At 63.5% G+C, this 25,303-nt stretch carries 16 protein-coding genes; 13 read left to right on the top strand and 3 right to left on the bottom strand.

The features are described from left to right. The first annotated feature begins 162 nt into the window (after window positions 1–162). The 7 genes from DFR51_RS03105 (at window position 163) to DFR51_RS03075 (ending at window position 11,136) form a co-directional block, all read left to right on the top strand. Window positions 163–2,901 (top strand): TonB-dependent receptor, encoded by a 2,739-nt coding sequence (locus DFR51_RS03105; protein WP_160119132.1) that lies wholly within the window; start codon window positions 163–165, stop codon window positions 2,899–2,901. Between the two features lie 60 nt (window positions 2,902–2,961). Continuing rightward, entirely contained in the window at window positions 2,962–5,382 is a 2,421-nt protein-coding gene (locus tag DFR51_RS03100) for a S9 family peptidase (RefSeq protein ID WP_121047568.1), read from the top strand. Window positions 5,383–5,405: 23 nt separating this feature from the next. Continuing rightward, window positions 5,406–6,518, top strand: coding sequence for a dipeptidase (locus DFR51_RS03095; RefSeq protein ID WP_121047567.1), 1,113 nt, complete (start codon window positions 5,406–5,408; stop codon window positions 6,516–6,518). A 118-nt stretch (window positions 6,519–6,636) separates the two neighbouring features. Then, on the top strand, window positions 6,637–7,245 hold the full coding sequence (locus tag DFR51_RS03090; protein WP_160119131.1) for an RNA polymerase sigma factor: 609 nt from the start codon (window positions 6,637–6,639) through the stop codon (window positions 7,243–7,245). Beyond that, the gene (locus tag DFR51_RS03085) at window positions 7,238–8,284 is read left to right on the top strand and encodes a FecR family protein (RefSeq protein WP_121047565.1); all 1,047 of its coding nucleotides are present in this window, start codon (window positions 7,238–7,240) and stop codon (window positions 8,282–8,284) included. The genes DFR51_RS03090 and DFR51_RS03085 overlap by 8 nt, the downstream gene beginning before the upstream one ends. Window positions 8,285–8,342: 58 nt before the next feature. Next, a complete protein-coding gene (locus tag DFR51_RS03080; protein WP_121047564.1) occupies window positions 8,343–9,968 on the top strand; it encodes an NAD(P)/FAD-dependent oxidoreductase in 1,626 nt (541 codons plus the stop codon). Further along, entirely contained in the window at window positions 9,958–11,136 is a 1,179-nt protein-coding gene (locus DFR51_RS03075) for a BaiN/RdsA family NAD(P)/FAD-dependent oxidoreductase (protein WP_276330550.1), read from the top strand. Before DFR51_RS03080 ends, DFR51_RS03075 begins: the two co-directional genes overlap by 11 nt. Here DFR51_RS03075 and DFR51_RS03070 read toward each other — a convergent pair. Both DFR51_RS03070 and DFR51_RS03065 read right to left on the bottom strand, forming a co-directional pair. Further along, window positions 11,133–13,265 carry a PQQ-dependent dehydrogenase, methanol/ethanol family gene (locus tag DFR51_RS03070; RefSeq protein WP_243445590.1) on the bottom strand — a complete coding sequence of 711 codons (2,133 nt, stop codon included), beginning with the start codon at window positions 13,263–13,265 and terminating at the stop codon, window positions 11,133–11,135. The genes DFR51_RS03075 and DFR51_RS03070 overlap by 4 nt on opposite strands. Before the next feature lie 28 nt (window positions 13,266–13,293). After that, window positions 13,294–15,612, bottom strand: coding sequence for a TonB-dependent receptor (locus tag DFR51_RS03065; protein ID WP_160119130.1), 2,319 nt, complete (start codon window positions 15,610–15,612; stop codon window positions 13,294–13,296). A 258-nt stretch (window positions 15,613–15,870) separates the two neighbouring features. On the opposite strand from DFR51_RS03065, the gene DFR51_RS03060 reads away from it, so the two are divergent. The 6 genes from DFR51_RS03060 (at window position 15,871) to DFR51_RS03035 (ending at window position 23,510) form a co-directional block, all read left to right on the top strand. Beyond that, window positions 15,871–17,358: an aldehyde dehydrogenase family protein gene (locus tag DFR51_RS03060; protein WP_160119129.1), complete on the top strand. Its 1,488-nt coding sequence runs from the start codon at window positions 15,871–15,873 to the stop codon at window positions 17,356–17,358. Continuing rightward, window positions 17,358–18,464 (top strand): helix-turn-helix transcriptional regulator, encoded by a 1,107-nt coding sequence (locus tag DFR51_RS03055; protein WP_121047561.1) that lies wholly within the window; start codon window positions 17,358–17,360, stop codon window positions 18,462–18,464. The genes DFR51_RS03060 and DFR51_RS03055 overlap by 1 nt, the downstream gene beginning before the upstream one ends. Continuing rightward, complete coding sequence (locus DFR51_RS03050; protein WP_197723704.1) at window positions 18,464–19,552, top strand: M14 family metallopeptidase; 1,089 nt, start codon at window positions 18,464–18,466, stop codon at window positions 19,550–19,552. Before DFR51_RS03055 ends, DFR51_RS03050 begins: the two co-directional genes overlap by 1 nt. A 71-nt stretch (window positions 19,553–19,623) precedes the next feature. After that, window positions 19,624–21,669: a carbon starvation CstA family protein gene (locus DFR51_RS03045; protein WP_121047560.1), complete on the top strand. Its 2,046-nt coding sequence runs from the start codon at window positions 19,624–19,626 to the stop codon at window positions 21,667–21,669. Further along, window positions 21,666–21,851, top strand: coding sequence for a YbdD/YjiX family protein (locus tag DFR51_RS03040; RefSeq protein WP_121047559.1), 186 nt, complete (start codon window positions 21,666–21,668; stop codon window positions 21,849–21,851). Before DFR51_RS03045 ends, DFR51_RS03040 begins: the two co-directional genes overlap by 4 nt. A gap of 189 nt (window positions 21,852–22,040) precedes the next feature. Continuing rightward, window positions 22,041–23,510, top strand: coding sequence for a TetR/AcrR family transcriptional regulator (locus DFR51_RS03035; protein WP_121047558.1), 1,470 nt, complete (start codon window positions 22,041–22,043; stop codon window positions 23,508–23,510). A 69-nt stretch (window positions 23,511–23,579) separates the two neighbouring features. Here DFR51_RS03035 and DFR51_RS03030 read toward each other — a convergent pair whose 3' ends face one another. Continuing rightward, window positions 23,580–25,142, bottom strand: a complete 1,563-nt coding sequence (locus DFR51_RS03030) for a serine hydrolase domain-containing protein (RefSeq protein ID WP_121047557.1) — start codon at window positions 25,140–25,142, stop codon at window positions 23,580–23,582. Between the last annotated feature and the right edge of the window lie 161 nt (window positions 25,143–25,303).

Raw genomic sequence — 25,303 nt, 5'->3', positions numbered from 1 at the left:
TGCCGGGCTGGAGCCGTGTGCGGCTTACGGGGAATTTGAATTGCGACGTTTCTTTGAAGAAAATTTTACGGGTTTTCTCACCTCGCCGGTCTTCATCTGCAGGGCTGGTGTGAAGATCCGATACGCGCCGTTATGCCCGGCCAGAAATGGGAGGGGTTGAGTTTGCGCTCGCAACTCACGCTTGGCGGTGCTTTTGCCGTCTTCGTGGTCGTTGCCGCGAATGCTCAAACTTTGCCGGTGCGCTCTTACGATCTTCGCATCGAAGAGCAGACTCTCGGTGAAGCGTTGTCGTCACTGGTAAGTCTTACCGGTACACAGCTCCTCTACCCTCCCGATCTGGCCGATGTCCCGCACGCACCGCGCGTCGTTGGACGGCATACGGTCGATGAAGCGCTCGCAATTCTGCTTCAGCGCACAGGATATTCCGCCCGCCTCACCAAGAAAGGGGTGATCGTCATCACCCCGAAACCAACAGGTGAAGGCAGGGAGATGAAAGTGGCAGGCAGGGGACTCAAAGCGTCGCTCTTCGCGGGGATTTCGACGTTCATATTCGGTGCGAACGGAGCCGCGGCACAGGACACCGCCGTACAAGGCAACGATCGCGAAGAGATCGTGGTAACAGCGCGATTCCGCCAGGAATCCATCCAGAACATCGGCGGCAGCGTTGCTGCGCTCGATGGCCGGGAGCTTCGCCGCTCCGGCATCGTGGACTTTGAAGACCTCTCGAACCGGGTCGCCGGCGTGGAGCTTCTGGATCGCGGTCCGAACACGAACGAAATCAACATTCGCGGCGTAACGAACAGCACCCAGGTTTCGGGCAACCAGCTGCAGCCACTCGTTTCCATCCTCGTGGACGATATTCCGGTCGCGTCGGCGTCCGCCTCGCAGCGCGATTTCAACTTCTTCGATTTCAACCGGGTCGAGGTTCTCCGCGGCCCGCAGCCGACCTATTTCGGCGAGGGCGCGATGGGCGGCGCGATCCGCTATTTCTCGGCCGATCCCGACCTCGATAGCGGCAAGGTGATCGAGGGCATGTGGAGCAATGGCCTCAGCACCACGAACCACGGCGGCTTCAACTATCGCGTCGACAATGCGACGAGCTTCATTCTGGTGCCGGGCAAGCTTGGCGTGCGTGTGGTCGGCTTCTATCGCAAGGACGACGGCTATATCGACAACCTCGGCCTCGGCAAGAAAGACATGAACGACTTCGAGTCCTATGGTGGACGCGCCGTCGTTCTTTTCAAGCCGACCGAGGATCTGAGCATCCGCCTTGCCGCGCATTTCGGCCGCGACGACATCGGCGAACTCAACTTCATCGAACCGACGACGATCGGCAATTCCGTCGGCACGGAAGACCTGATCGCGCCGTCGCTCAGCCTGATCGACGGCCTCGGCCAGGATGATTTCGAACTCTACAGCGGCAAGATATCCTGGAACGGCGGGCCGATCACGATCGAATCGATCACCGGCCTCTACAAGCGCAAACGCCAGGCGGAAACGTTCAGCTCGGCGTATACATATGGCTTCGAAGGCTTCTTCAACGCCTTCCCGCCGTTCGATACGGCAAGCAACCTGCTCTCGTCCGACCTCACCGCCGTTGCGCAGACGCGCGGCAAGGAAAAGAGCGTTTCGCAGGAATTCCGCTTCGTTTCGGACTTTGAATCGCCGCTGAACTTTGTGGCGGGCGCCTTCTATCAAGACACCGAAGCGACCGACACGGCGCTCGTTGCAGGCCCGGGATACGCCAACATCACGGAGAGCGGTACAACCGAGATCGAACGCTCGACCACGAGGGTCAATACGCGCCAGTTCTCGGCCTTTGCCGAATTCAGCTATGATGTGTCCGAGCGTTTCCGCGTTTTCGCTGGCGCGCGCTACGTGAATGAAAGGGTCAGATCGACGCTGGTCGAATCCTTCGTGATCGGCATCTTCGCACCGATCTTCACGGACCCCGATGACATCTTCGCACCGATCTATTTCCCGGTTCCGAATGACGTGGAGGCACTCACTGCCCCGGGCGGCCCTGGTGTCAGCTTCGATTTCAAGCTGAACACCTTCCTGCCCCGCGCGGGCTTCGAATATGACGTGACCGACGATGCGATGCTTTACGGTACGATCGCACGCGGTGTCAGGAACGGCGGCCTCAACAGCCCGTTCTCGGCAATGGGTTTCGGTCCGGTCGGCTCGCCGGAATTCGAAGACGCGCTGACATACGGTTCAGACGATATCGTGACCGGCGAGATCGGCCTCAAGTCGCGGTGGATGGACGGCGACGTCACGTTCAATATCGCCGGCTTCTATTCTGATTTCGATACGCCGCAGATCGGCATCAGTAATCCGGGCGCCCTCACGGCAAACGGGCCGCAGCTGCGTATCTACGGCCTTGAGATCGAGAGCCTGTACAAGGTGAATCCGAACGTTTCGCTGTTCTTCAGCGGCAACTATACGGAAGCGGAATACACCAAGGGCATGACGGTCTTCTCCATCGCAGGCGCACCGGCGGACTTCCAGGATCTCGCCAAGGGCAACCGCCCGCCGAACGTCCCGAAGGTTTCGTTCTCAGCCGGCGCGGATCTCAATTATCCGCTCGGCGTCGGCGACATCGAGCTGACCGGACAGGTCGCGTTCCAGTACATCGGCGAGCGTGAGACCTTTCCGCAGAACTTCCCGTCGGGCAGGCTCGGAAGCATGGAGATGCTGAACCTTCGGCTGGGCCTCGAAACCGAACGCTGGTCGCTGACAGCATATATGAACAACGTGTTCAACGACCTGGAACTGCAGGCGACCACCATTCCGACGAGTGCGGCGACGCTGGTTGACGGTGTGCTCGACGGCAATCTCTCATCGGCCTTCATCAACAGGCCGCGGACGACCGGACTGACGTTCACAGTCCGCTACTGACACTACACAGTGGACGGCGGCGCTTGCGGGCGCCGCCGTCCTTGCCTTGGGAAGAGTGCCATGCTGAAGGCTTGTGTGCGGCAGATACTGATCGGAACGCTGGTTCTGCTTTCCAGCTCCTGCGGAAGCATTGACCGCTTCGGAACGGCTGACGCGGCGCCAAGTCTGACACACGCCGATTTCCAGCGCGCAGCACGCTTCTATCCGGATGCTGTTCGCGGCCTCGTGCTCAATGCCGCGCCGGTTCCGAACTGGATCGGGGACACCGATCAATTCTGGTATCGCCGCGACGCGAGCGGCGGCTATCGTTTCGAGACCGTGAATGCCGCGACCGGCGAGGCGGCGCCCTCGTTCAACCATGAAGCGGTCGCGCGAATGCTCTCGCTCGAGCTCGGCAAGACAGTTTCAGCACAGAAACTGCCTTTCACATCCTTTCGGTATTCGGACGGCCTGAAAAGGGTCGTCTTCGCCGCAGGCGAAAAGACATTCGAATGCAGCCGCGACGCAGATTTCTGCAACATGAAGGCAGAAGCCGCGCCAGATCCGGCCGCTGCCCTCTCGCCGGACGGCGCGCAAGCGGTTTTCGTCCGCGATCACAACCTGTGGCTGCGCGAAACGTCGACCGGCAAAGAGAGATCTCTGACGACAGACGGGACCGCGGAATTTCCCTACCAGTATACCGCGTTCCGAACGACCTATGTCGAGGAACGTCGCGGCACGGAGTCGCCCACCTACCCCGGCGCGACATGGTCTCCTGACGGGCGCTTTATTCTTGCGGTCCGCTCTGACTATCGCGGCGTCAAGACCGCGCCCTATGTCGTCGAGTTTCTCGCGCCGGATTCGTTGCGGCCCATCGCACACCAGATTGCGATGCCGATGCCTGAGGACACGCCGAAGGTGCCCTACACGCTTTCGCTCATCGATCGGAAAAGCGGCCTTTCTGTAGAGGTTGATGGCGGCGCTTTCGGCTTCAACGATTACGCGCCGTACTGGGCAATCGTTGGTGAGCCGGGTTGGGACATGGATGGCGGCGAACTCTATCTCGTGACATCGACGCGCGATTCGCGCGCTCTCGGCCTCGTTGCCGTCGATCTCGGGACCGGCAAAACGCGGACTATTCTCGAAGAACGAGACGGCCAGTACCTCAATCTCAACCCCTTCGACTACCACGTGCCGAACGTGCGCCTGCTGGCAGGCCGCGGCGAAATTCTGTGGTGGTCGGAGCGTAGCGGCTGGGGTCACCTCTATCGCTACGACGCCAGAACCGGCACTCTCAAGAACGCCGTCACCAAGGGCGACTGGGCGGTGTTCGATATCGTGCGCGTCGATGAGGCCGCAGGTGTCATATACTTCACGGGCGGCGGCAAGGAGGCGGGGCGAAATCCTTATTATCGCCATCTCTATCGCGTGAACCTTGACGGAAGCGGCCTGAAACTGCTGACCCCCGAAGACGCCGACCATGCCTATACGAACTTTCCCGCGCGCGGCCTGAACGGTCATTATGAAACGCCGATACAGCGCTTTTCGCCGAGCGGGCGCTATTTCGTCGACACCTACTCCACGGTCTCAGAACCGCCACACACCGTGGTGCGTTCGGCGGACGGCGCACGCGTTTCCGATCTTGTCAGCGCAGATGTGAGCGCGCTGATTGCGACCGGCTGGTCACCACCGGAGCGCTTTGTCGCGAAAAGTGCCGACAACGCATACGATATTTACGGCGTTCTTCTGAAGCCCACCAACTTCGACAAGACCAAGCGTTACCCCGTGATCGAACAGATTTACGCAGGGCCGCAGGTGTCGTTTGCACCGCAGAGCTTTACAGATGCGCTTGGGGCACGCGCCGCCTACATGCAGGCGCTTGCAGAACTCGGATTCATCATCGTCGTTCAGGACGGGCGCGGCACGCCGCGACGTTCGAGAGCTTTCCATATGACGCCGATGAACGCCGAAGATTCCTTCGCCCTTGCCGACCACGTCGCCGGGATCAAATCAGCGGCGCGAACACGGCCCTACATGGACATGGAGCGGGTCGGCATCACCGGCATTTCGTTCGGCGGCTACGCCTCGGCACGAGCCATTCTGCTGTTCCCGGATTTCTACAAGGCCGCCGTTTCGATCGCGGGTCCACACGATTATCGGACCATGATCTCGTCGATCTCGGTTGAACGCTTCTTCGGTGTTCCGGGGGAAGGCGAAGAGGATGTCTACGCGCGCGTCGACAATCTGCATTTGGCGAAGCGGCTGGAAGGCAGGCTGATGCTGATCGCCGGCGAGATCGATCAGAACGTGCCCTTCAATCAAACGATGGCATTTTCGAATGCGCTGATCGAGGCGGGCAAGGAGTTCGACTTCGTTCTCGTGCCGAACGCGGCGCACGACGTTGGGTATCATCCCTACGCCGCACGGCGGCTCGCGGGCTTCTTCGTTCGGCATTTTCAGCAACAGGAACCACCCGTGCCTTTTGCACAGGCGGCGAAATAGGGTTTGGACAGGGAGGTTTTCTGATGGGATCCGAAATGAACCGCCGCGGGTTGATGAAACTCACCGGAGGAAGCCTCCTTGCTGCCGCGGCGAGTACGGCTGCCGGCCGCGCCGTGGCGGACGAACCTTCCGCCGTTGGCCCGATCATCGTTGATGGCTGCAGTCCGGCTGCACCGACCGCCGAATATCTTGAATTGCTGCGAAAAGGCGGCGTCGATTGCTGGAACGTCAGCATGTTGCCATCGCTCCTCCAGATGTCGCAGCTGCTCGAATTTGCGGCCCGGAATGCGGCACACGTGGAGATCGCCAAAACGGCCGCCGATATCCGGCGTATCAAGCGCGAAGGCAGGATTTCCCTCACCATTGGCTGGCAGGAAGCCGACCTCTTCGTCATGAAGGGCGAAAGCGACTGGTGGTCGAAACCGCCGAAGACGACGATGCGGCTTTTCTACGATCTCGGCCTTCGCGTTTGCGGCCTTATCTACAACCTGACCAATGCCTTCGCCGGCGGCTGCCTCGATCCGCATGTCGGCCTCACCAAGGCCGGGCGGACCATCGTCTCGCAGATGCAGTCGCTCGGCATATTGGTGGATGTCGGCGGCCATACCGGCGAGCGCTCCAGCCTCGACATCATTGTGATGGCGGAGCGCCCGGTCGTGTGCACGCATTCGAACATCGCCGCGCTCAACGCCAATCCGCGCAACACATCGGACCGGGTGATTGAAGGCATCGCGAAGACCGGCGGCCTGTTCGGCGTCAGCGCGATCGATCCCTTCATGAGCTGGGGTCGCGATGATGTGGGCAAGCGCAAGGAACCGCGACGCCGCGCGGACATCAAGCGCTATGTGGATGAACTCGACTATCTGAAAAGGCTCGTTGGCGTGGACCACATCGGCGTCGGCGGCGATTTCACGACCGGCGCCACATCTTCCATTAATCCGGAGGAGTCCTTCGCATTTCCGCCCGAGATGACCTATCTTCAGGATCCGATCCAATATGCGCAGGGCTTTGAAGATATTTCGAAGCTGCCGGCTGTGCGTGCCGAAATGGAACGGCGTGGCTGGCGCACGAACGACATCGACAAGGTGATGGGTGAAAACTGGATGCGTGTCTACGAAGCAAGCTTCGGGGCCTAGATATCCGGATGGCGACAGGCAGGGAAAATCGAAGCAGCGCGATGGATTCTGGCCTGCCATGCCACCACGTGCTAGCGTCTGTGTCGCCGGATGCCCCGGGCTGCTTCGGAAAGCACCGATGTCGAGTCTGCTGAACACGTTTATCGAGTGCGAGATGACGCTTCGGCGCGTCGTCTCCCGCTATCGCCGTCGGGCGGACGACGTGGACGACCTCGTGCAGGAGGTCTTCCTGCGCACCTTCGTCGCCAGCGAGAAGCAAGACATCGGAAATTTGAAGGCCTTCCTGATCCGCGTCGCCAAAAACCTGGCAATCAGCGAGGCGACGAAGAAGAATAACAGCGCGACGGAATTCTTTGAAGATTCAAATGGATACGAGACACTCATCGACGAGCGTCATGGCACTGTCGAGGAGCAGGTCGATGGGCGCCAGAAATTGTTCATCCTGTCTCAGGCCATTGCCAGTCTGCAACCGGAACTGCGGCAAGCCCTTTGGATGTGCAAGGTCGATAAACTGAAATTCAAGCAGATTGCAGAAAAATTGGGCGTTTCGGTCAGCACGGTTGAAAAGCGCGTGGCTGCGGCATTGATCGCGTGCAACGCCTATCTGCGCAATCAAGGCTATGACCCGGCGGAATTCAGCGGTGGCGCCCTGCGCAAGACGAGCAAAGGCGCGATCCTGACAATGAAGGCTGCCGGAATCGAAAAGGCGCGCAAGTCCAATGACTGACGCGGGGAACATCTATCTTCTTCCCGATCCGAAGAAGAGCGAAGCGGAAGCGGCCGAATGGGCCGCGCGCCTTGAAGGCGGCGAGATGACGCCGGCGGACCACGCGGCGTTCGCCCGTTGGCGCGGTGAAAGCGAACAGAACCACGATGCCTTCGAACGCTTCGCCGGACTGTGGGACGGCCTTGACAGGCTCGAAGACCTTAACGCCTATGACGCTGTGGACAACGCGCCTGTGCAGCGACCCTTCCTGCGCCGCGCGGCGGTGGCACTACCGGCTCTGGCCGCGGTTCTGCTGGCTGTGTTGGCGATCGGTGCGCTTATCAAGCCCGATGTCCTTGAGACACGCTCTCCCCACTTTGCGGCAAACTATCAAACGAAGGTGGGTGGACAGGAAATTGTCTCCTTGCCGGATGGTTCGAAGCTGACCCTGAACACGAACAGCCGCATCGCCACAGAGTTCACGAAAACGGAGCGGCGCGTAAGGCTCCTGCGCGGGGAAGCGTTTTTCGAAGTCGCACACGACACATCAAGGCCGTTCTCCGTCTATGCCGGAAGCGGCGTGGTGAGAGCCGTGGGAACGGCGTTCTCCGTGCGTCTCAACAAGGCCAACAAGCTCGATGTCATGGTCTCCGAGGGGCGCGTCGCCCTCGCTACGGCGAAACCACTCGCAGGAACGCCGAGCGTCAGCAGACCCACCCGCACGGTCATGGAACTGACAGCCGGCCAGAGTGCGGTCTTTTCGGCCGAGCACGTCGAGATCCTGGAGCATGTGACGCCCACCGAGATCGATCGCAAACTATCCTGGCGCGTCGGTATGCTCGCCTTCGCAGGGGAGCCGCTTTCCGATGTGGTGGATGAGGTCGGCCGCTATTCGGACGTCGATATCGAAGTGCGCGGCGATGAACTGCGCGCCATGCCCATAGCGGGCTACTTCAAGGCCGGCGAAGTCGAAGGCTTCGTGGAGGCACTCCACATCATGACGGGCGTGGAAGTGACGGAGGTCGCCCCGGGCCACCTGGTCTTGTCCGCATCGAAGTGACATTCTCCGTATCTGACTTGCTTGGCGCACGACCGGCTTGCCGCTAAAGGCCTCGTCCATGCTACGCCTTACCGGTCTTACCCTGCCGCTCGATCATGCGGACGACGCAATGGCGCCGGCGATCTGCGCGCGGCTCGGTATTTCGCCTGAGCGGTTGCGCGGGTTCACGGTGTTTCGGCGGGGCAATGATGCGCGGCGCAAGAGTGCGATCCTCCTCGTCTACACGGTCGACGTGGACATCACGGATGAAGACGAGGTTCTGGCACGCTTTGCCAAGGATCATGACATCCGCCCAACGCCGGACATGGATTACCGCTTTCCCGTGCGCGCGCCGGAAGGCTGGTCCGGGTTGCGTCCGGTGGTCGTCGGCGCAGGGCCGTGCGGACTGTTCGCGGGGCTGATCCTGGCGCAGATGGGGTTCCGGCCGATCATCCTCGATCGCGGCAAGATCGTGCGCGAACGCACCAAGGATACGTGGGGCCTCTGGCGGCGGTCGCAGCTCAACCCGGAATCAAACGTGCAGTTCGGCGAAGGCGGCGCGGGCACGTTTTCGGATGGGAAGCTCTATTGCCGCGTGAAAGACCCGCGCTTCCTTGGCAGGAAGGTGCTCGAAGAGTTCGTGAAAGCGGGCGCGCCCGACGACATCTTGTTCGAGGCGCATCCGCATATCGGTACGTTCCGGCTCGTGACCATGGTGGAGAGCCTGCGCGAGACCATCGAAGCGCTGGGCGGCGAATATCGCTGGCAGACTCGGGTCGAGGACCTGGAACTGGAGCGCGCTGCAGACGGCAACCTCGCCGTGCGCGGGCTTCATCTCCACAACGGCGACTTCCTCGAAGCCGATCATGTCGTCCTCGCTGTCGGGCACAGCGCACGGTCGACCTTCGAGATGCTGCACAGGCGCGGCGTCCACATCGAGGCGAAGGCGTTCTCGATCGGCGTGCGCATCGAGCATCCGCAGGCATGGATCGACGAGGCGCGCTACGGCAAGTTCGCGCGGCATCCGATCCTCGGCACGGCGGCCTACAGCCTCGCACACCACTGCGCGAACGAACGCACGGTTTACAGCTTCTGCATGTGCCCCGGCGGGCGCGTGGTCGCGGCTACATCGGAAGAAGGCCGCGTCGTCACCAACGGCATGAGCCAGTATTCGCGCGCCGAGTTCAACGCCAACTCCGGCCTTGTCGTCGCCATCGACCCTGCGCGCGACTACCCGGACGGGCCGCTCGCTGGGATCGATTTCCAGCGGCACTGGGAATCGCTGGCGTACACGGCGGGCGGATCGAGCTACAACGCGCCAGGTCAAACCGTGGGCGATTTTCTGGCCCGGCGGGCCTCCACAGCGCTGGGAAGTGTGACCCCTTCTTACAAGCCGGGAGTCACTCCGACGGACCTCTCCACCTGCCTGCCCGGCTTCGCGGTGGAGGCGATGCGCGAGGCGCTGCCGGTGTTCGGGCGCCAACTGGCGCGCTACGACCACCCCGAGGTGGTGATGACCGGCGTCGAGACACGCACGTCCTCGCCCGTGCGGATCACGCGGGGCAAGGACTTCCACAGCCTGAATACCGCGCGCCTGTTTCCGGCAGGCGAAGGCGCGGGCTATGCGGGGGGCATCCTCTCCGCCGCGATCGACGGGATCAAGGTCGCAGAGGCGGTTGCGGCCAGCATCACCCGTGAACGCTGAGAGCTTCGACGCGATCGTCCTCGGCGCAGGGGCCGCGGGGATGATGTGCGCCGCAACGGCGGGAGGACGCGGCAAGCGTGTTCTGCTCGTCGATCATGCCGATGAACCGGGCAAGAAAATCCTGATCTCGGGTGGCGGACGCTGCAACTTCACGAACATCCATATCGCCGCAGACCGCTATATTTCCGGCAATCCCCATTTCGCCAAGTCCGCACTCGGACGCTATACGCCGCAGGACTTTCTTGGGCTTGTCGAGCGCTACGGCATCGCGTGGCACGAAAAGACGCTTGGCCAGCTGTTCTGCGACGGCTCCGCGCGGCAGATCGTCGAGATGATGGTGCAGGAGTGCGTGAAGGCGGGCGTCACCGCGATGCTGGCGCGCACCGTCTCGGCCATCTCGCACCGGGATGGGCGGTTCGTCGTGATGATCGGCGGACGCGAATACACCGCCCCTGCGCTCGTTCTCGCCACGGGCGGGCCTTCGATCCCCAAGCTTGGCGCCACGGGCTTCGCCTATGATGTCGCGCGCCAGTTCGGGCTTTCGATCGTGCACCCGCGTCCGGCACTTGTGCCGCTGACGCTGGGACCCGACGAAGCGCTGTTCCGTTCGCTGTCGGGCGTATCGGCCGACGTGGAAGTGCGGTGGGAGAAGGCAAGGTTTCGCGAAGCGGCGCTGTTCACGCATCGGGGACTTTCCGGACCGGCGATGCTGCAGATTTCCTCTTACTGGCAGCACCGAACGCCAATTTACGTGAACTTCCTGCCCGGCAGCGAGACGGGCTGGACGATCCAAGAAAAGCAGGCGCAGCCGCGCGCTACGCTGAAACGCATTCTTGCCGGCAGGCTACCCGCACGTCTTGCCGACACGCTCACCGAACGACTTGGGCTTGAGGGCGATCTCGGCAACCTGCCTGACAAGGTGCTCCGCGCGGCGGAGGCCCAGCTGACGGGCTGGGCGTTCACGCCCACAGGCACGGAGGGCTTCGCCAAGGCCGAGGTGACCGCGGGTGGAATTTCCACGAACGGACTCTCATCGCGCACGATGATGGCAGCGCGCGTGCCCGGCCTTTATGCGATCGGCGAAGCCGTGGACGTTACCGGCTGGCTCGGCGGCTACAACTTCCAGTGGGCCTGGGCGAGTGGCCGGGCGGCGGGGGAAGCGGTTTAGTGCAGCCCGGAGCGCTTCGACGGACCCTTTGACGGCTCGGCGAGGAAGGCGTGGATGTCGCGGGCGTCTTCCTTGCTGAGGATATCAGCGAACGCGGCCATGCCTGCATCGACAAACGCACCTTCGAGGACGATCGCATCGAACGCGTCGTGCGTTTCGGGGGCCATTTTCCAGAGGTTCGGATAGCCACCCATCCCGTCCTTGCCGCCATGGCAGCGGCCGCAGTAAGTGCCGTAGAGCACGCCGCCGCGCTTCACGGCTTCGGCGTCGCCTCGGTATTTCGCAGGTGCCTCGGTGAATGCGATAGCCTCGCGTAGCGGCGGCAGTTCGGGCGCCTTGCCGCCGACCTTGAAGACGATCAGACGCTCGCGGTTCTCGCGCTCTGAGGCTACCGCGCCGGGCGGATAGGCGACGTTGAGCGCTCCGCCGAAGCCTGCGTTGACGGCGACGTACTGCTCGCCTTCGATCTCGTAGGACATGGGCGCGGCCATGATGCCCGTGCCGACGTTGATGCGGTGCAAGACCTTGCCGGAAACGCCGTCGTAGACGGTGAGATAGCCGTCCGCCGATCCCTGCATGACGAGGCCCGACGCCGTCGCCATCACACCCCCGCTCCAGAACGGCAGCTCACTGCTCGTCCACACGATCTTGCCGGTTTTCGGGTTCCATGCCGTGAGCACCGCATCGAAGCGCGGCTTGGGCTGGCCGGGAAACGCTTCCTCTGAATTGGCGCCGCCCTTTCCGAATGCACCGAACGCCGGGAATGAGGCGATCGAGCCTTGGATGCCGCTGTAGGGCTTGTAGGGCTGATCATACATCTGGAAGGTCATCGGCGCCTGCAGCACCGGGATGTAAACGAGACCGGTCTTCTCGCTGTATGCCATCGGCGGCCAGTTGTGCCCGCCCGCTTCGGACGGCCAGACGAGCTTCGTTTCCTTCGAATAATCGGACTGCTCGGTGATGACCGGCCGCCCGGTCTTGAGATCGACGCGATCCGCCCATGTGACAGTTGTGAACTTTTCCGCAGAGAGCAGTTCGCCGGTCACGCGGTCTAGGACGTAGAAGAAGCCGTTCTTCGGCGCCTGCATGATGACCTTGCGCGGCTTCCCGCCGAATTCGATGTCGGCAAGGATCATGTTCTGCGTCGCCGTGTAATCCCAGCTGTCTTCCGGCGTCGTCTGATAGTGCCAGACCTTGCGGCCGGTGTCGGCGTTCACCGCGACGATCGACGAAAGATACAGATTGTCGCCGCCGCCCGGGCTGCGCGACCAGAGCGGATGCGGCATCCCGTTGCCGGTGCCGAGATAAACGATATTCGTGTCGGGATCGTAGACGATCGAATCCCATACCGTGCCGCCGCCGCCAAGATCCCAGCGTGAGTCCTTGCTCCACGTCTTCCGCGCTTCAGTGATTTCGGGATGCTCGTCCGGCCCTGCGCCCGGCACGGTGAAGAAGCGCCACACGAGCTTGCCGGTCTTGCGATCGTAAGCGCTCGCATAGCCGCGCACGCCCATCTCGGCGCCGCCGTTGCCGATGACGACCGTCTTACCCGAAACGCGCGGCGCGCCGGTGATCGCATAGCTGCGCGTGCGGTCGGTGATCGTGTCTGTCTTCCAGAGTTCCTTGCCGCTCGCCGCATCGACAGCCGCGAGATAGCCATCGAGCGTGGCGACATAAACGACGCCGTCCGCAACATCGACGCCGCGGTTCACGGCATCGCAGCAGGTTCGCCGCGCGAACTGGCCGTCGACCTCTGGATCATACTGCCACTTCTGCGCGCCGGTCTTCGCGTCGAGCGCATAAACGACGCTCCAGGGCCCGGTGAAATACATGGTGCCGTCCACGACGATCGGCGTCGATTCCACACCGCGATGCGTACGTCCACGTACGACGAAATCGTTGAACTCCCACGCGACACCCAGCTGGTCGGCGTTTTCGGGAGTGATCTGCGTGCCTGTGTAATAATAGGCCGTGGCCCGCTTCCAATCAGGCGTCGACGCTTCGCCGCCCGACTTCTGGGAACCGCACGCGGCGGCGAGGGACAGGGCAGCGATCGCGGTTATCCGAACGGCGGATTTCATCGTCTTAACCGAACGGAACCATGCGGACCCGGCACGCGTGGCAATCATCACCCTGTCCCCCCTCATACGCTCAACCTTAGAACTTCTGACGGACTTCAACCCCGATCGTGCGCGGACGCAGCGTCGTTGCATAGTCATTGCCCGATCCGAGCTCCATGTCGATGAGCGGCTGCACGTCGAAGACGTTGTTCACGTAAAGCCGCAGCACCGTCGATCCATTGTCGGCGGAGAGCGACGCGTTCACGACATCATAGCTTTCGCGGAATTCCGCGCGGTTGGGCACGAGGCCCGCCACCGCGTCTGCGTAGGTCACGCCCTGCACGCGATCGAACATCCGACGTGCCTTGCTCTGGTACTGGTATTCGGCGCGGAGCTGCCCCCGCCATGTGTCGCCCACGTCGAAGCCGTAGCTCGCGAACGCGCTTGCCATCCATTTCGGCACGGCGAGCACCTGATCATCGTCCTGAACGGCAGTGCCGACCGCAGCGTTGGTGATCTTCGCGCTGGTGTAGGTCGCGTTGCCGCCGATCTGGAAGCCGCCTGTTACATTGACGCGCCCTTCGATCTCGGCGCCCTTCACCTCGGCGCTGCCGGCGTTACCGGTGAAGGAGAAGCCGCAGTTAATGAGGCTCAGCTGCTGCTGGATCTTCTTCCAGTCCGTGAAGAACAGCGCGCCGTTCAGCGTCACGCGGCCATCCGCGAACTGGTTCTTGGAGCCCACCTCGTAGCTCCAGAGGTTATCGGAATCGAAGCTGTCGGGCGCGGCCGTGAGGCCGAGACGTTCAAGATCGGCCGCGCACAGCGCAGGGTTGATCTGGAAGCGGTTCGGGCCGCCTGGCCGGAAGCCCTTTGCCGCCGAGGCGAAGATCATGTTGTCGGGCGTCGCCTTATAGGAGATGCCCACCTTGGGATTGACACCCTTCTCGTTGCTCTTGCGCCCCTGGACCAGCGTCAGCCCGCCGTTGAAGGGGCCGTCGCCCATGATGTCGACCTCTTGCTTGATCTGGAAGAGACGGACACCTGCAGTGACATCGAGCTGATCGGTGATCGAAAAGGTTGCCTCACCGAACGCCGCATATTGCTTCGCCTTGGTCGTCGTATCGCCGACGTAGCCTGTGACGGTGCCGATGAAAGGCTCCGCGCCCGGCGTATTGACGATCTGATAGAGGTTGTCGTCCTGCCAGGAGTAATAGAGGCCGGCGAGCCATTTCAGACGATCGCCGGGACCGCCCGAGGAAAGGCGCACTTCCTGACTGAACTGCTTGGTGCGGCTTCTGGAAAGATTGTGGCTGGTCAGTGGGAACATCGGCGGCACGAGTCCACCGATGAAGAAGCTGTAATCGCGCTCCCAGTTCAGCTTGCGGTCGAAATAGGCGGTCAGCGAAGTGAACTCCACATTGCCGAGCGATTTTTCGATATCCAGGCTGTAAATGCCCGCCTTGTCGACGGTTCCCTGCGGCAGGCGGAACGAGGACGTGAGCTTCTCCGTGTCGCCGAGGAAGAACTGCGAAGGGTTCTTCTGCTCGTAGCGCTGATAGAATAGCGCGGGGCGGATCGACCAGGTCGCGTCCGGTTCCCACTGGAACGACAGGCGCCCGACGAAGCTGTCCGCCTTGTTGTGATCCGACACGGTGCGGCTCGTCAGCGCATCCTGCTCCAGCGGCGTATAGATCGGCGACGGCGTGCTCGAATAGTTCGAGTTCCGCACGAGGCCGGGTGCGTTATCGATGTAGCCGCCGTCGCGGCGGTACAGGAAGCCGGTGCGCATGGCGAGCTTGTCCGTCACCAGCGGCAGGTTCAGGATACCTTCCACATTGTAGGAAGGATCGCCGTGCGCCGTGGTGGCGGCACCGACCGCGGCGCTTCCGGAAAGCACAGACGTATCCGGCCGGGCGCTGACGTACTTGATGGCGCCGCCCATGGAGCTGCCGCCGTAGAGCGTGCCCTGCGGCCCCTTCAGGACTTCGAGACGCTCCATGTCGAAGAAGATCGGGTCGAAGGCGCCGCTGAAACCGGTCGCGATCGTGACCAGCGAGATGTCGTCGAGATAGATACCGACGGTCGGCGATGAGGCGACAGTGCTGACGCCGCGGATATTGTAGTTGCCGAGGCCGCGCTCGACACCCGCGAACGACAGGCCCGACACGTTGCGCATGACGTCTTTCACATCGACGGCGCCATTCTCGCGCAGCTGGTCCCCACTGAGTGCGCTCACCGAGATGGGCACATCCTGAAGACGCTCACTGGTCTTGCGCGCGGTGACCACGATTTCGCCGGCGTCGAGCGCGGGTGCCGTTTCGGCCTCTTGCGCCTGAGCGGTGCCGAGCGCGATCGACGAGACGCCGAACACCAGAAGGCCGCGGCTGAAAGTGACGGAAAATGCGTTTTTCTTCATGTGTTTCCCCTCTTTTATCGTTCGCCGCCGAGCTTTCGCCTTTGGATGAGCGGGCTGAGTTCGCACCATGCGGCGCGCGGGCGGCAACGTCTTTTCCATTCTCCCGAACTTTGTTTGCGCTGCCCCGAACCCCGCAAGGACGCCCGGCGAGCGGGCGCGGATTTGGAGCCTGCTCATAGATTTTTCGCGGCAGCGCAAAAGCGCGGCGCGGCAACATCTTCCAACCTTCCGAAAATCCGCTTTCCAAAGAGCTTGCCCATGACCACACCCCTCGACTGGCACGCCCGCGCCGCCGCGCTCGCGCTCCCTACGCGTCCGTTCATCGACGGCCGCTTCACCGACTCTGCGAGCGTCGAAGGCTTCGATTCGATCAATCCGGCCACGAACAGGCCCGTTTGCACGCTCCCCGTGGGTGCCGACGACGACGTTGACCGCGCCGTTGCCGCCGCCCGCCGTGCGTTCGAGGACGGCCGCTGGTCGAAGGCGACGCCGCTTCACCGCAAGGCCGTGCTGCTGCGCATCGCCGAGTTGATCGAAGCGAACGCGGACGATCTGGCGCTGATGGACGTGCTGGAAATGGGCAAGGCGATCTCCGCCGCGCGCGCCGAAATCGCCTTCGCGACCGGTTTCTTCCGCTACTATGGCGAAGCGACGGACAAGCTCTACGGCTCCGTCGCGCCTTCAGACAGCATCACGCTCTCGCTCGGGCTTCTGGAGCCGCGCGGCGTCGTGGGCGCCATCGTGCCGTGGAACTTCCCGCTGATCAACGCGGCGCTGAAGGCCGCGCCCGCGCTTGCGGCGGGCAACAGCGTCGTCCTGAAACCCTCCGAAATCGCCTCGACATCGGCGCTGCGGCTTGCCGAGATCGCTTCGGAGGCGGGGCTGCCGGACGGCGTGCTCAACGTGGTGCCGGGGCTTGGCCCGACGGTCGGACAGGCGATGGGGCGCCACGGCGGCATCGACCTCATCAGCTTCACCGGCTCCACCGCGACCGGTCGCATGTTCATGACCTATGCGGGGCAATCGAACGGCAAGCCGCTGCTCCTCGAATGCGGCGGCAAGTCTCCGCAGGTCGTCTGCGCCGACATGGCGGACGACCTCGAAACCGTCGCGGCGCGCGTGGCGCACGACGCCTTCTGGAACCAGGGCCAGTGGTGCGCAGCGAAAACGCGCCTGATCGTGGAAGACAGCTTCCACGACAGGCTCGTCGAGGCGGTGATCAAGGCGGCGAAGACGCGCGTACCGGGCGATCCGCTCGATCCGGCGACCGGCTTCGGCACGATCGCGACGCGCGGCCAGCTCGATAAAATCCGCGGTTTCATCGATCACGCCCGCACCGAGGGCGCGAACGTCGCGTACGACGGCGGCACCTGGGGCGAGACATCAACCGCGCCTGCCGTCCTCACCGACGTGCGCCCGGATATGACCGTCGCCTGCGAAGAGGTGTTCGGGCCGGTGCTCTCGGTCCTCCGCTTCCGCGACTTCGACGAAGCGCTCGCGATTGCGAATGACACGCCTTACGGTCTTGCCGCCAGCCTCTGGACGCGCGACGCTCGGCGGACGCAGGCGGCGGCGCGCGGCCTGCGCGCTGGGCGCATCACGGTGCGCGCAAGCGCGGCGGCGGGCGAACACAGCGGCTTCGCGATGGGCGCGGAGCCGTGGGGTGCCTCTGGCTTCGGCATCGAAGGCGGCATGGACGGGCTGCGCTCCTACTGCCGGATCAAAGCCGTGGAGCTCGTCAACTGATGCTTGCCGAACACGCCATGATGGAAACGGGCGGCTCTCTGGACACGCCGCAGGGCGAACCTATAGTCGGCGCGCTGCACTTTTCAGGGACGCGCGCGTTGGACAACCGCCTCGACATCGCTGAAGCCCTTTTCGATCCCACGCTCCAGTCCGTGGTCGATGCCCTGAAAGTGAGCATCGGAAGCCGCCCCGGCCCTGTCGGCAACGCCTTCCTCCTGCGGCCCCAGAGCGAGATCGTGAGCGGCTGGTACAACGGCGTGACGATCCGCCCGGGCTTCTCGCTGGTGCTTTCGGACCTCCGCTACGCCGAGGAATGTGTGTACCGACACGTCTGCGGCGAATATCTGAAGCTGCATTTCAAGCTGGACGGCACCAGCGTCATCGGCAGCGATCAGGAAGAAAACGTTCCGGTTCCCGCCGGGCTGATGTCGTTCTTGGTCCAGCCCACGCACAGCGTGAAGTACGAACGCATCGTGGGCGAAAGCCGCGAACGCTCGATCACGATGATCTGCAGCAAGGATTTCGTATCGGGGCTGCTTTCGCCCAATATGCCGGACCTGCCGGTTTCGATCGCGGACTTCCTGCGTGCCCGCGCCTCGCACTTTTCATACGACAGCCTGCCGATGCACCCGCAGATGCGGCCGATCGTCGAGGATTTATTGAGCCCCCCGGATGCGGGCGCGCTCGGCAACCTGATGATCGAGGCGAAGGCTCTCGAACTGCTGTGCTTCGCGATCAAGCATATTCTCGGCAGCTCGCGGACGGCCGAAACGGTGCGTCCGCGCGACCGCCGAAAAGTCGAGGAGCTCTGCCAGATCCTCGACGAGGACACGCAGGCGGCGTTTTCCATCGCCGAGCTCTGCCGCCATCTCGCGTGGAACGAAACGCAGATGATGGAGTGCTTCAAGCAGGTGACGGGCACGACGATTTCGAACTACCGCCAGCGCGTGCGCATGGACCATGCGCTGCGTCAGCTCTGCGATACCGACGCCTCGATCACCGAAGTGGCGTTCAACGCCGGGTACGAGCACCCCAGCAACTTCGCCACCGCCTTCAAGCGTACCTTCGGCTTCTCGCCACGCCTCGCACGCACGCGCCTCAACTGATGAATTCCGCCGACAGCTTCAGCGCTGACTATCGCAGCGCGCGAACCAAATTCCGTGAAGAGGCCGCAGCCGCGGGCGCGGCGCTCGAAACCGTCCAGCACCCCGAGCGCGGGCCGGACGGTGGCGAACTCTTCACCGATGTCGCCGCGTTCGGCGTGGACGGTGCCGAGCGCGTGCTGGTGCTGATCTCGGGCACACACGGCGTCGAGGGCTTTTGCGGCTCAGGCGCGCAGGTCGATCTGCTGCGCCGGGGCGAAATCGCGCGCCGCCCCGAAGGCGTCGGCATTCTGATGATTCACGCGGTGAACCCCTACGGCTTCGCGTGGCTGCGCCGCGTGACGCACGAGAACATCGACCTCAACCGCAACTGGATCGACTTTTCGCGGCCCTTGCCCGAAAACCCTGGCTATGACGTCCTGCATCCGGCGATTTGCCCGCCGGTGTGGGATGAAGCCGCAAAGGCCGCATCGGGGGCGGCAGCCGCGCAATACGCCGAGGAACACGGCGCGCTCGCCATGCGCGCGGCGATGATGGGCGGGCAATACAGCCACGCGGACGGACTGTTTTATGGCGGCACGGCGCCGAGCTGGTCGCGCACCACGCAGAGCGCGATCCTGACGCATTATCTCGGCGGCGCGACCAAGGTCGGCATCATCGATTATCACACCGGCCTCGGCCCGTGGGGCTTCGCCGAGCAGATCATCGTGACCTCCCGCGACAGTGACGGTTTCCGCCGCGCCGCACGCTGGTACGGCGCGGCGCTTGCCTCGGTCGCGGACGGCCAGTCGGCATCCGTGCAGATTGCCGGCGACGGCCTCAGCGCCGCGCCGGCCCTTCTGCCGAATGCGGAGATCACCGGGATGGCATTCGAAGTCGGCACGCACCCGACCGATTATATCCTGGCTGCGCTGCAGGCGGATTGCTGGCTCCACGCGCACGGCGACCCTACGGCGGCTGCCGCAAAGCCGATCAAGGATGCCATCCGGGCGGCCTTCTACGGCGACGCGGACGACTGGAAAGGCATGGTCGCGGGCCAGTCGCTGCTTGCCGTGCGGCAGGCACTCACAGGACTTTCCGAAGGGCTCTGAGCCTTCCCCCTCTGGCGCGAGGCGTGCAAAGATGAGATGCACGCCAAAACAAAAGGTGGTGGGGAGGTAAGATGCGTCATTTGCCGTGGATCGTGTTCGCGATTGTGGGTGCGTTCGCGTTGTCGGTGGTCGCGACCCAGCGGGGTGAGCCGATCAACGCGCTGTGGATCGTGACGGCAGCGATCTGTATCTTCCTCGTCGCCTATCGCTATTACGCTCTCTACATCGCCAAGCACGTCATGCGCCTCGATCCGTCGCGCCAGACGCCCGCATACCGCCGGGCAGACGGGCTCGACTATGTGGCGACCGACAAGACCGTGCTCTTCGGCCACCACTTCGCCGCGATCGCAGGCGCAGGCCCGCTCGTGGGGCCGGTGCTCGCTGCGCAAATGGGCTATCTGCCCGGCACGCTCTGGATTCTGGCGGGCGTCGTGCTTGCGGGCGCGGTGCAGGATTTCATGGTGCTGTTCATCTCGATGCGCCGCGACGGGCGATCGCTCGGCGAACTCGTACGCATGGAAATGGGCGCGGTCGCGGGCACAATCGCACTGTTCGGGACGCTGATGATCATGATCATCCTGCTCGCCGTTCTGGCGCTGATCGTCGTGAAGGCGCTCGCCGAAAGCCCGTGGGGCATGTTCACCGTCGCCGCCACCGTGCCGCTCGCGATGGCGATGGGTGCGTATGCGCGCTGGATCCGGCCGGGTAAGGTCGGCGAGGTTTCGCTCATAGGCTTCGTGGGTCTCATCCTCGCGATCATCTATGGCCAGCAGATCGCCGCCTCGCCCGTCTGGGGTCCGATCTTCACCTTCACCCCCGTGCAGCTCTGCTGGCTTCTCATCGGCTACGGCGCCGTTGCCTCCGTGCTGCCGGTTTGGCTGCTGCTAGCACCGCGCGATTATCTTTCCACCTTCCTCAAGATCGGCGCCATCGCCGCGCTCGCGCTCTGCATTGTCATCATGGCGCCGCCGCTCCGCATGCCAGCGCTCACGCAGTTCGTGGACGGCAGCGGGCCGGTGTGGGCGGGGACGTTGTTCCCATTCCTGTTCATTACCATCGCGTGCGGTGCGGTTTCCGGCTTCCACGCACTGATCGCGAGCGGCACGACCCCGAAGCTGATCGCGAACGAAGCGCACGCGCCGTTCATCGGCTACGGCGCGATGCTGATGGAAGCGTTCGTCGCCGTGATGGCTCTCGTCGGCGCCTCGATCCTCGATCCCGGCATCTACTTTGCGATGAACAGCCCAACCGCCGTGCTCGGCCCGGATGCGGTGAGCGCTGCGGCTGCAGTCACCAGCATGGGCTTCCCGATCACGGCGGATGTGCTGACGCAGGCCGCGAAGGACGTAGGCGAGGCGACGATCATTTCACGCACCGGCGGCGCGCCGACGCTCGCCGTCGCGATGGCCGAAATCTTCAGCCACGTGCTCGGCGGGCCGGGCATGAAGGCCTTCTGGTATCACTTCGCGATCCTGTTCGAAGCGCTGTTCATCCTGACCGCCGTCGATGCCGGAACGCGCGCCGGGCGCTTTATGCTGCAGGACCTGATCGGGCTTGTCGCGCCGAGCTTCCGCGACACCAAGGCGCTGACGCCAGGCCTTGTCGCCACCGGCCTCTGCGTCGCGGGCTGGGGCTTCTTCCTTTATCAGGGCGTCACCGATCCTCTGGGCGGCGTCAACACGCTGTGGCCGGTGTTCGGCATCTCCAACCAGATGCTGGCGGCGATGGCACTGATGTTCTGCACCGCCGTGTTGTTCCGCATGAAGCGCGAGCGCTTTGCTTGGGTGACGGCCATCCCCACCGCATGGCTGCTGATCTGCACGATCAGCGCGGGTTCGCTCAAGCTGTTCTCACCGGACCCGAAGATCGGCTTCCTCGCGCACGCGGCGAAGTTCTCCGAAGCGGCCGCGCGCGGTGAGGTGCTTGCGCCTGCGAAGTCGATGGCGGAGATGCAGCGCATCATCTTCAACGACCGCATCGACGCCGCGCTCTGCGCGCTCTTCCTCGCGGTCGTGCTGTCGCTGCTCTTCTTCGCGGTGAAGACATGCATCGCGGCGCGGCGCAGCAGCGAGCCGACGGCGCGGGAAATCCCCGCATCAGCGGTGCCCGCCGAATGACCGGCTTCCTCGCCCGCCTGCGCGAAACCGCGCACCTGATGGTCGGCCTGCCGAGCTACGCAGCCTATCTACGACACATGGCCGAGCGACACCCGGACCGGACGCCGATGACCGAGGCGGCCTTCTTCCGCGACCGACAGGAAGCGCGCTACGGCGGGAAGAACGGCGGACGCTGCTGCTAGCGCACGCGCCGAGGCTTGAAAGATGTACGGCGGTTGCCGCGCCGCGGACCGAGCACATATCGCCTTGCCACTTGGCCCGCCGCGCAGATACTGTCGTCCGCGCTGGCGGCGTATGAGTGCGCGCCAGCGCTGCGCGTGGTTGGGCTTTCCGCGTGCTTTGTATGCGGTGCCGGGGCGAAGAGACCACGAATGCAGACCCGCCGCACAGCCGGTGACCCCAAAGGGAAATCCAGAACTGCCGACGCTTCGAAGCGGCTGCCTCGCACGCAAAAGGGCTGGCTCACGCGCGAGCGGCTGATCACTGCGGCGGCCGCCGTTATCAATGCCGAGGGCTATCAAGCCTCCACCGTAGAGAACATCGCGCGCAAGGCCGACGTGCCGATCGGGCTCTATTATCGCCACTTCAAGGACAAGACGGACATCGCCTTCGCGGTGCTGGAGAAAGCCGCCGAGGACTTTCGCGGCAAGCTCCTGTCGCTGGCAGCGCAGCGTTCGCTGATGGGTCGCGAAATGGCGATGCACGAGCTGCTGTACGATACGCTGCGCGACAATTTTCGTGTGGTCAGCAGCTATTTCTCGGCGCGCAAGGAAGACGGCAAGCTGGTCGCTTTCTTCCAGGACCAAACCGCGCAGTTCATGGAAGATTTCCACGTCTTCCTGGTCGGGCTGAATGTCGTTCCGCCGATCATGCGGCGAGACTTTGAAGTGCTGGGCCGCGCATTGATCGGCTTTTCCGAAAACACCCTGCACCGCAATTTCGCCGGGCTGGATGCCGGCGTGGCGGTAACGACGCAAAACCGATCCATGATGGTGCGCATCATGTCTGAACTGCGTTACCGCGCACTCACAAGCGAGGATCCCGCCGCCGGATATACGCCGATGTGGACCATGCGGCTGCGGCGCGGAAAACGCGCTGCGTTTGCGGCGCGCGTGCTGGACAGGGCGTTCAACATTCCAATGAAAGCCGAATCAAGCGTGGTGCAGCCCTCCCCCCAGCGTACCGACGCGCGCGCAACGCTCGCGCAGATCGAGAAGGGCACTCTGGACGGCCTCAATATCCATGGATCGGCGGCGCTGAAGCTGAGCGACATCGAAGCGGAATCGGGCATCACGCGGGGCGCGATCTATTATCACTTCAAGAACAAGGACGCGCTTGTTCGCAAAGTGTTGGTGGATTGGCTGAGCCCGCTTGAGTACGATCTGAGCGACGCCAACGACAACGCCGATGCCGCGCCCTACGACCGCCTGCACGCCGCGGTGAAGATCTTCGTCGAGGCGTTCTGCAACGCGCCCGGCGCGCTCCGAGCGGTTCACGAGCTTGAGCCTGTGGATGCCACCGTTGCAGCGGCGTACCGGCGCTGCCGCTCCGTCTTCGCGCGTCGGCTCGCCAAGATCATACTGGATTGCGGCGAAGGTCCGGAGCCCGCGCCCGAAGCACTGGGGTTCGTCGTGCACGGCATGATCGCCATGATCGAACGCCTCGCGCGCGACCGCTTCATCATACCCGATACCGCGCTGCAGGACGCCCTGCCCGGTGCCGAAGCGATGATCGCCGCGCTCGCTGCCATCCTGCATCGCATGGCCTGGTGCGCGGACCCGCCCGGCGCGCGCGGACTCCCCGCGCCAGTCCACGAGGCGGATGCCGCGAAGCCCCTATAGTCCGTTGAACGCGGGCCTGCGACGGTCCTGAACCGCGGCGGCGCCTTCTCGCATCGCCCGCATCATCACTCAGGGCTTTTCGCGCTGCCGCACGAATACGGGATCAATCGCAAACCAGGGGATGTCGTCGAAGGTGGCCCCGCGCAGTCCGCCGATCGATCCATCCGCCGCGAGCTCGATTTCAAAACCCCAGACCGGCAATGCAGGATTGTCCCACATCATGGCATAGCGCCCGCCGGAGAGATGGGTGAGCGCCCCCTCATAACCGGTGCGATCGATACGCACCCGTGCAGCGCCCGCGCGGTTGGTGACGTGAAACGCGCCCAGGCGATTGGCATATGCGCCGACGAGCGCCGAGGTTGGCGCGATCGCGGGCAGGCGTTCGCGCACCTCCGGCAATGAGGGGCCGGCCGTCAGGGCTTTGCGCAAAGGTTGCACGCGCGCCAGAATGTCTACATCCGGCAGCCCGATCAGCGGCCGGACAGCTTTGAACATCATGCCGGCAGAGATCGCCATGTTGCCGCCATTCGTCAGCGCGACGAAACCGATATCGTCTTCGGGCGACCAGGCCATCCACGATGTCATGCCATCGATGGCGCCGCCGTGGAGCGTGTAGCGCGCGCCATTATAGGTCATGCTAGCAAGGCCCAGGCCGTATCCGAGATTGGTGACACGACCGGGGTCTTCCAGTGCGCCGATCAGCTGGCGGATATCCATCATTTCGTCGTCGACAAACACGTGACGGAGTTGCTGCAGCCGCGCGGCTGTTTCCGGATGCAGGACCTGCACGCCGTCCAGCGAGCCACCGTTCATCATCATGCGCACATAGCGCGCCATGTCGCGTGCGGTGGAGTTGATCGACCCGGCGGCCGATGCACCCATCACCGGATGATACGGCACCGGCGTCGGCACGCCGGCGACATAGGCGTGCGGCGTGGCAACGTTGCCGCGTGTCGTGATGTCGAGCGTCGAACTGGAGCGCGTCATCCGAAGCGGCTGCAGCAGTTTCGTGCGTACCAGCTCTTCATAGGACAAGCCTGTCGTTGCCGAAGCTGCGGCGGCGGCCACGGCGAACATCGTATTGTTGTAGGCGAAACCCGCACGGAACGTCCGTGCGGGGGGCATGTGCGCAACCGAGGCCACGAGTTCGTCCGAATTCGCGCCGAACATGTACCAGACGCCCAACCCCGATTGTGTGGCGAGGCCGCTTCGGTGACCCAGCGCATCCTCGAACGTCACATTGTCGTTGGCATAGGCGTCCTGCATCCGAAAGCGCGGCAGATAATTCACGATGGGCGCGCGCAGATCGATCGTGCCGCCGTCTGCGAGTGCGCCGAGCGTCACCGATGTGAAGCTCTTGCCGTTCGAGCCAATGGCGAACACCGTATCGGCATCGACGGCGCCGCCCTTACCTTCCTCGCGCACGCCATAGCCGCGCAAATGCAGCACACGGTCGCGCCGCACGATGGCGATCGCCATGCCGGGCACGCGCCAGGTGCGCATCACCTGTTCGACATAGGCATCGAACGCAGCAAAGCTGGGCGTTTCCTGTGTCGCAGGCGCCGCAGCGTAGGCGACGGGTGCAGCATGCCCCAACAACAGCGGCAATCCGGTAAGGAGCCGTACCAACATCCGTCTATGAACCACAGTTCGCCTCCGTTTCAGACATGGATGCCGCTTGCACCGCGTGCCCCCCTGTTTACGCACGATCAGAATGAAAACCCGAGGTTCGCGCCGCGCGTTCCGGGAGCGACCGCCGCTGGCCAGCTGTCCGCCTCGCCCGGCTGTGCAAG

The organism is Sphingosinicella microcystinivorans (genome assembly GCF_003634215.1).
Lineage (GTDB): Bacteria > Pseudomonadota > Alphaproteobacteria > Sphingomonadales > Sphingomonadaceae > Sphingosinicella > Sphingosinicella microcystinivorans.
Note: the sequence above shows the minus strand (reverse complement) of the source record. Positions and strands in the feature narration are given on the sequence as shown.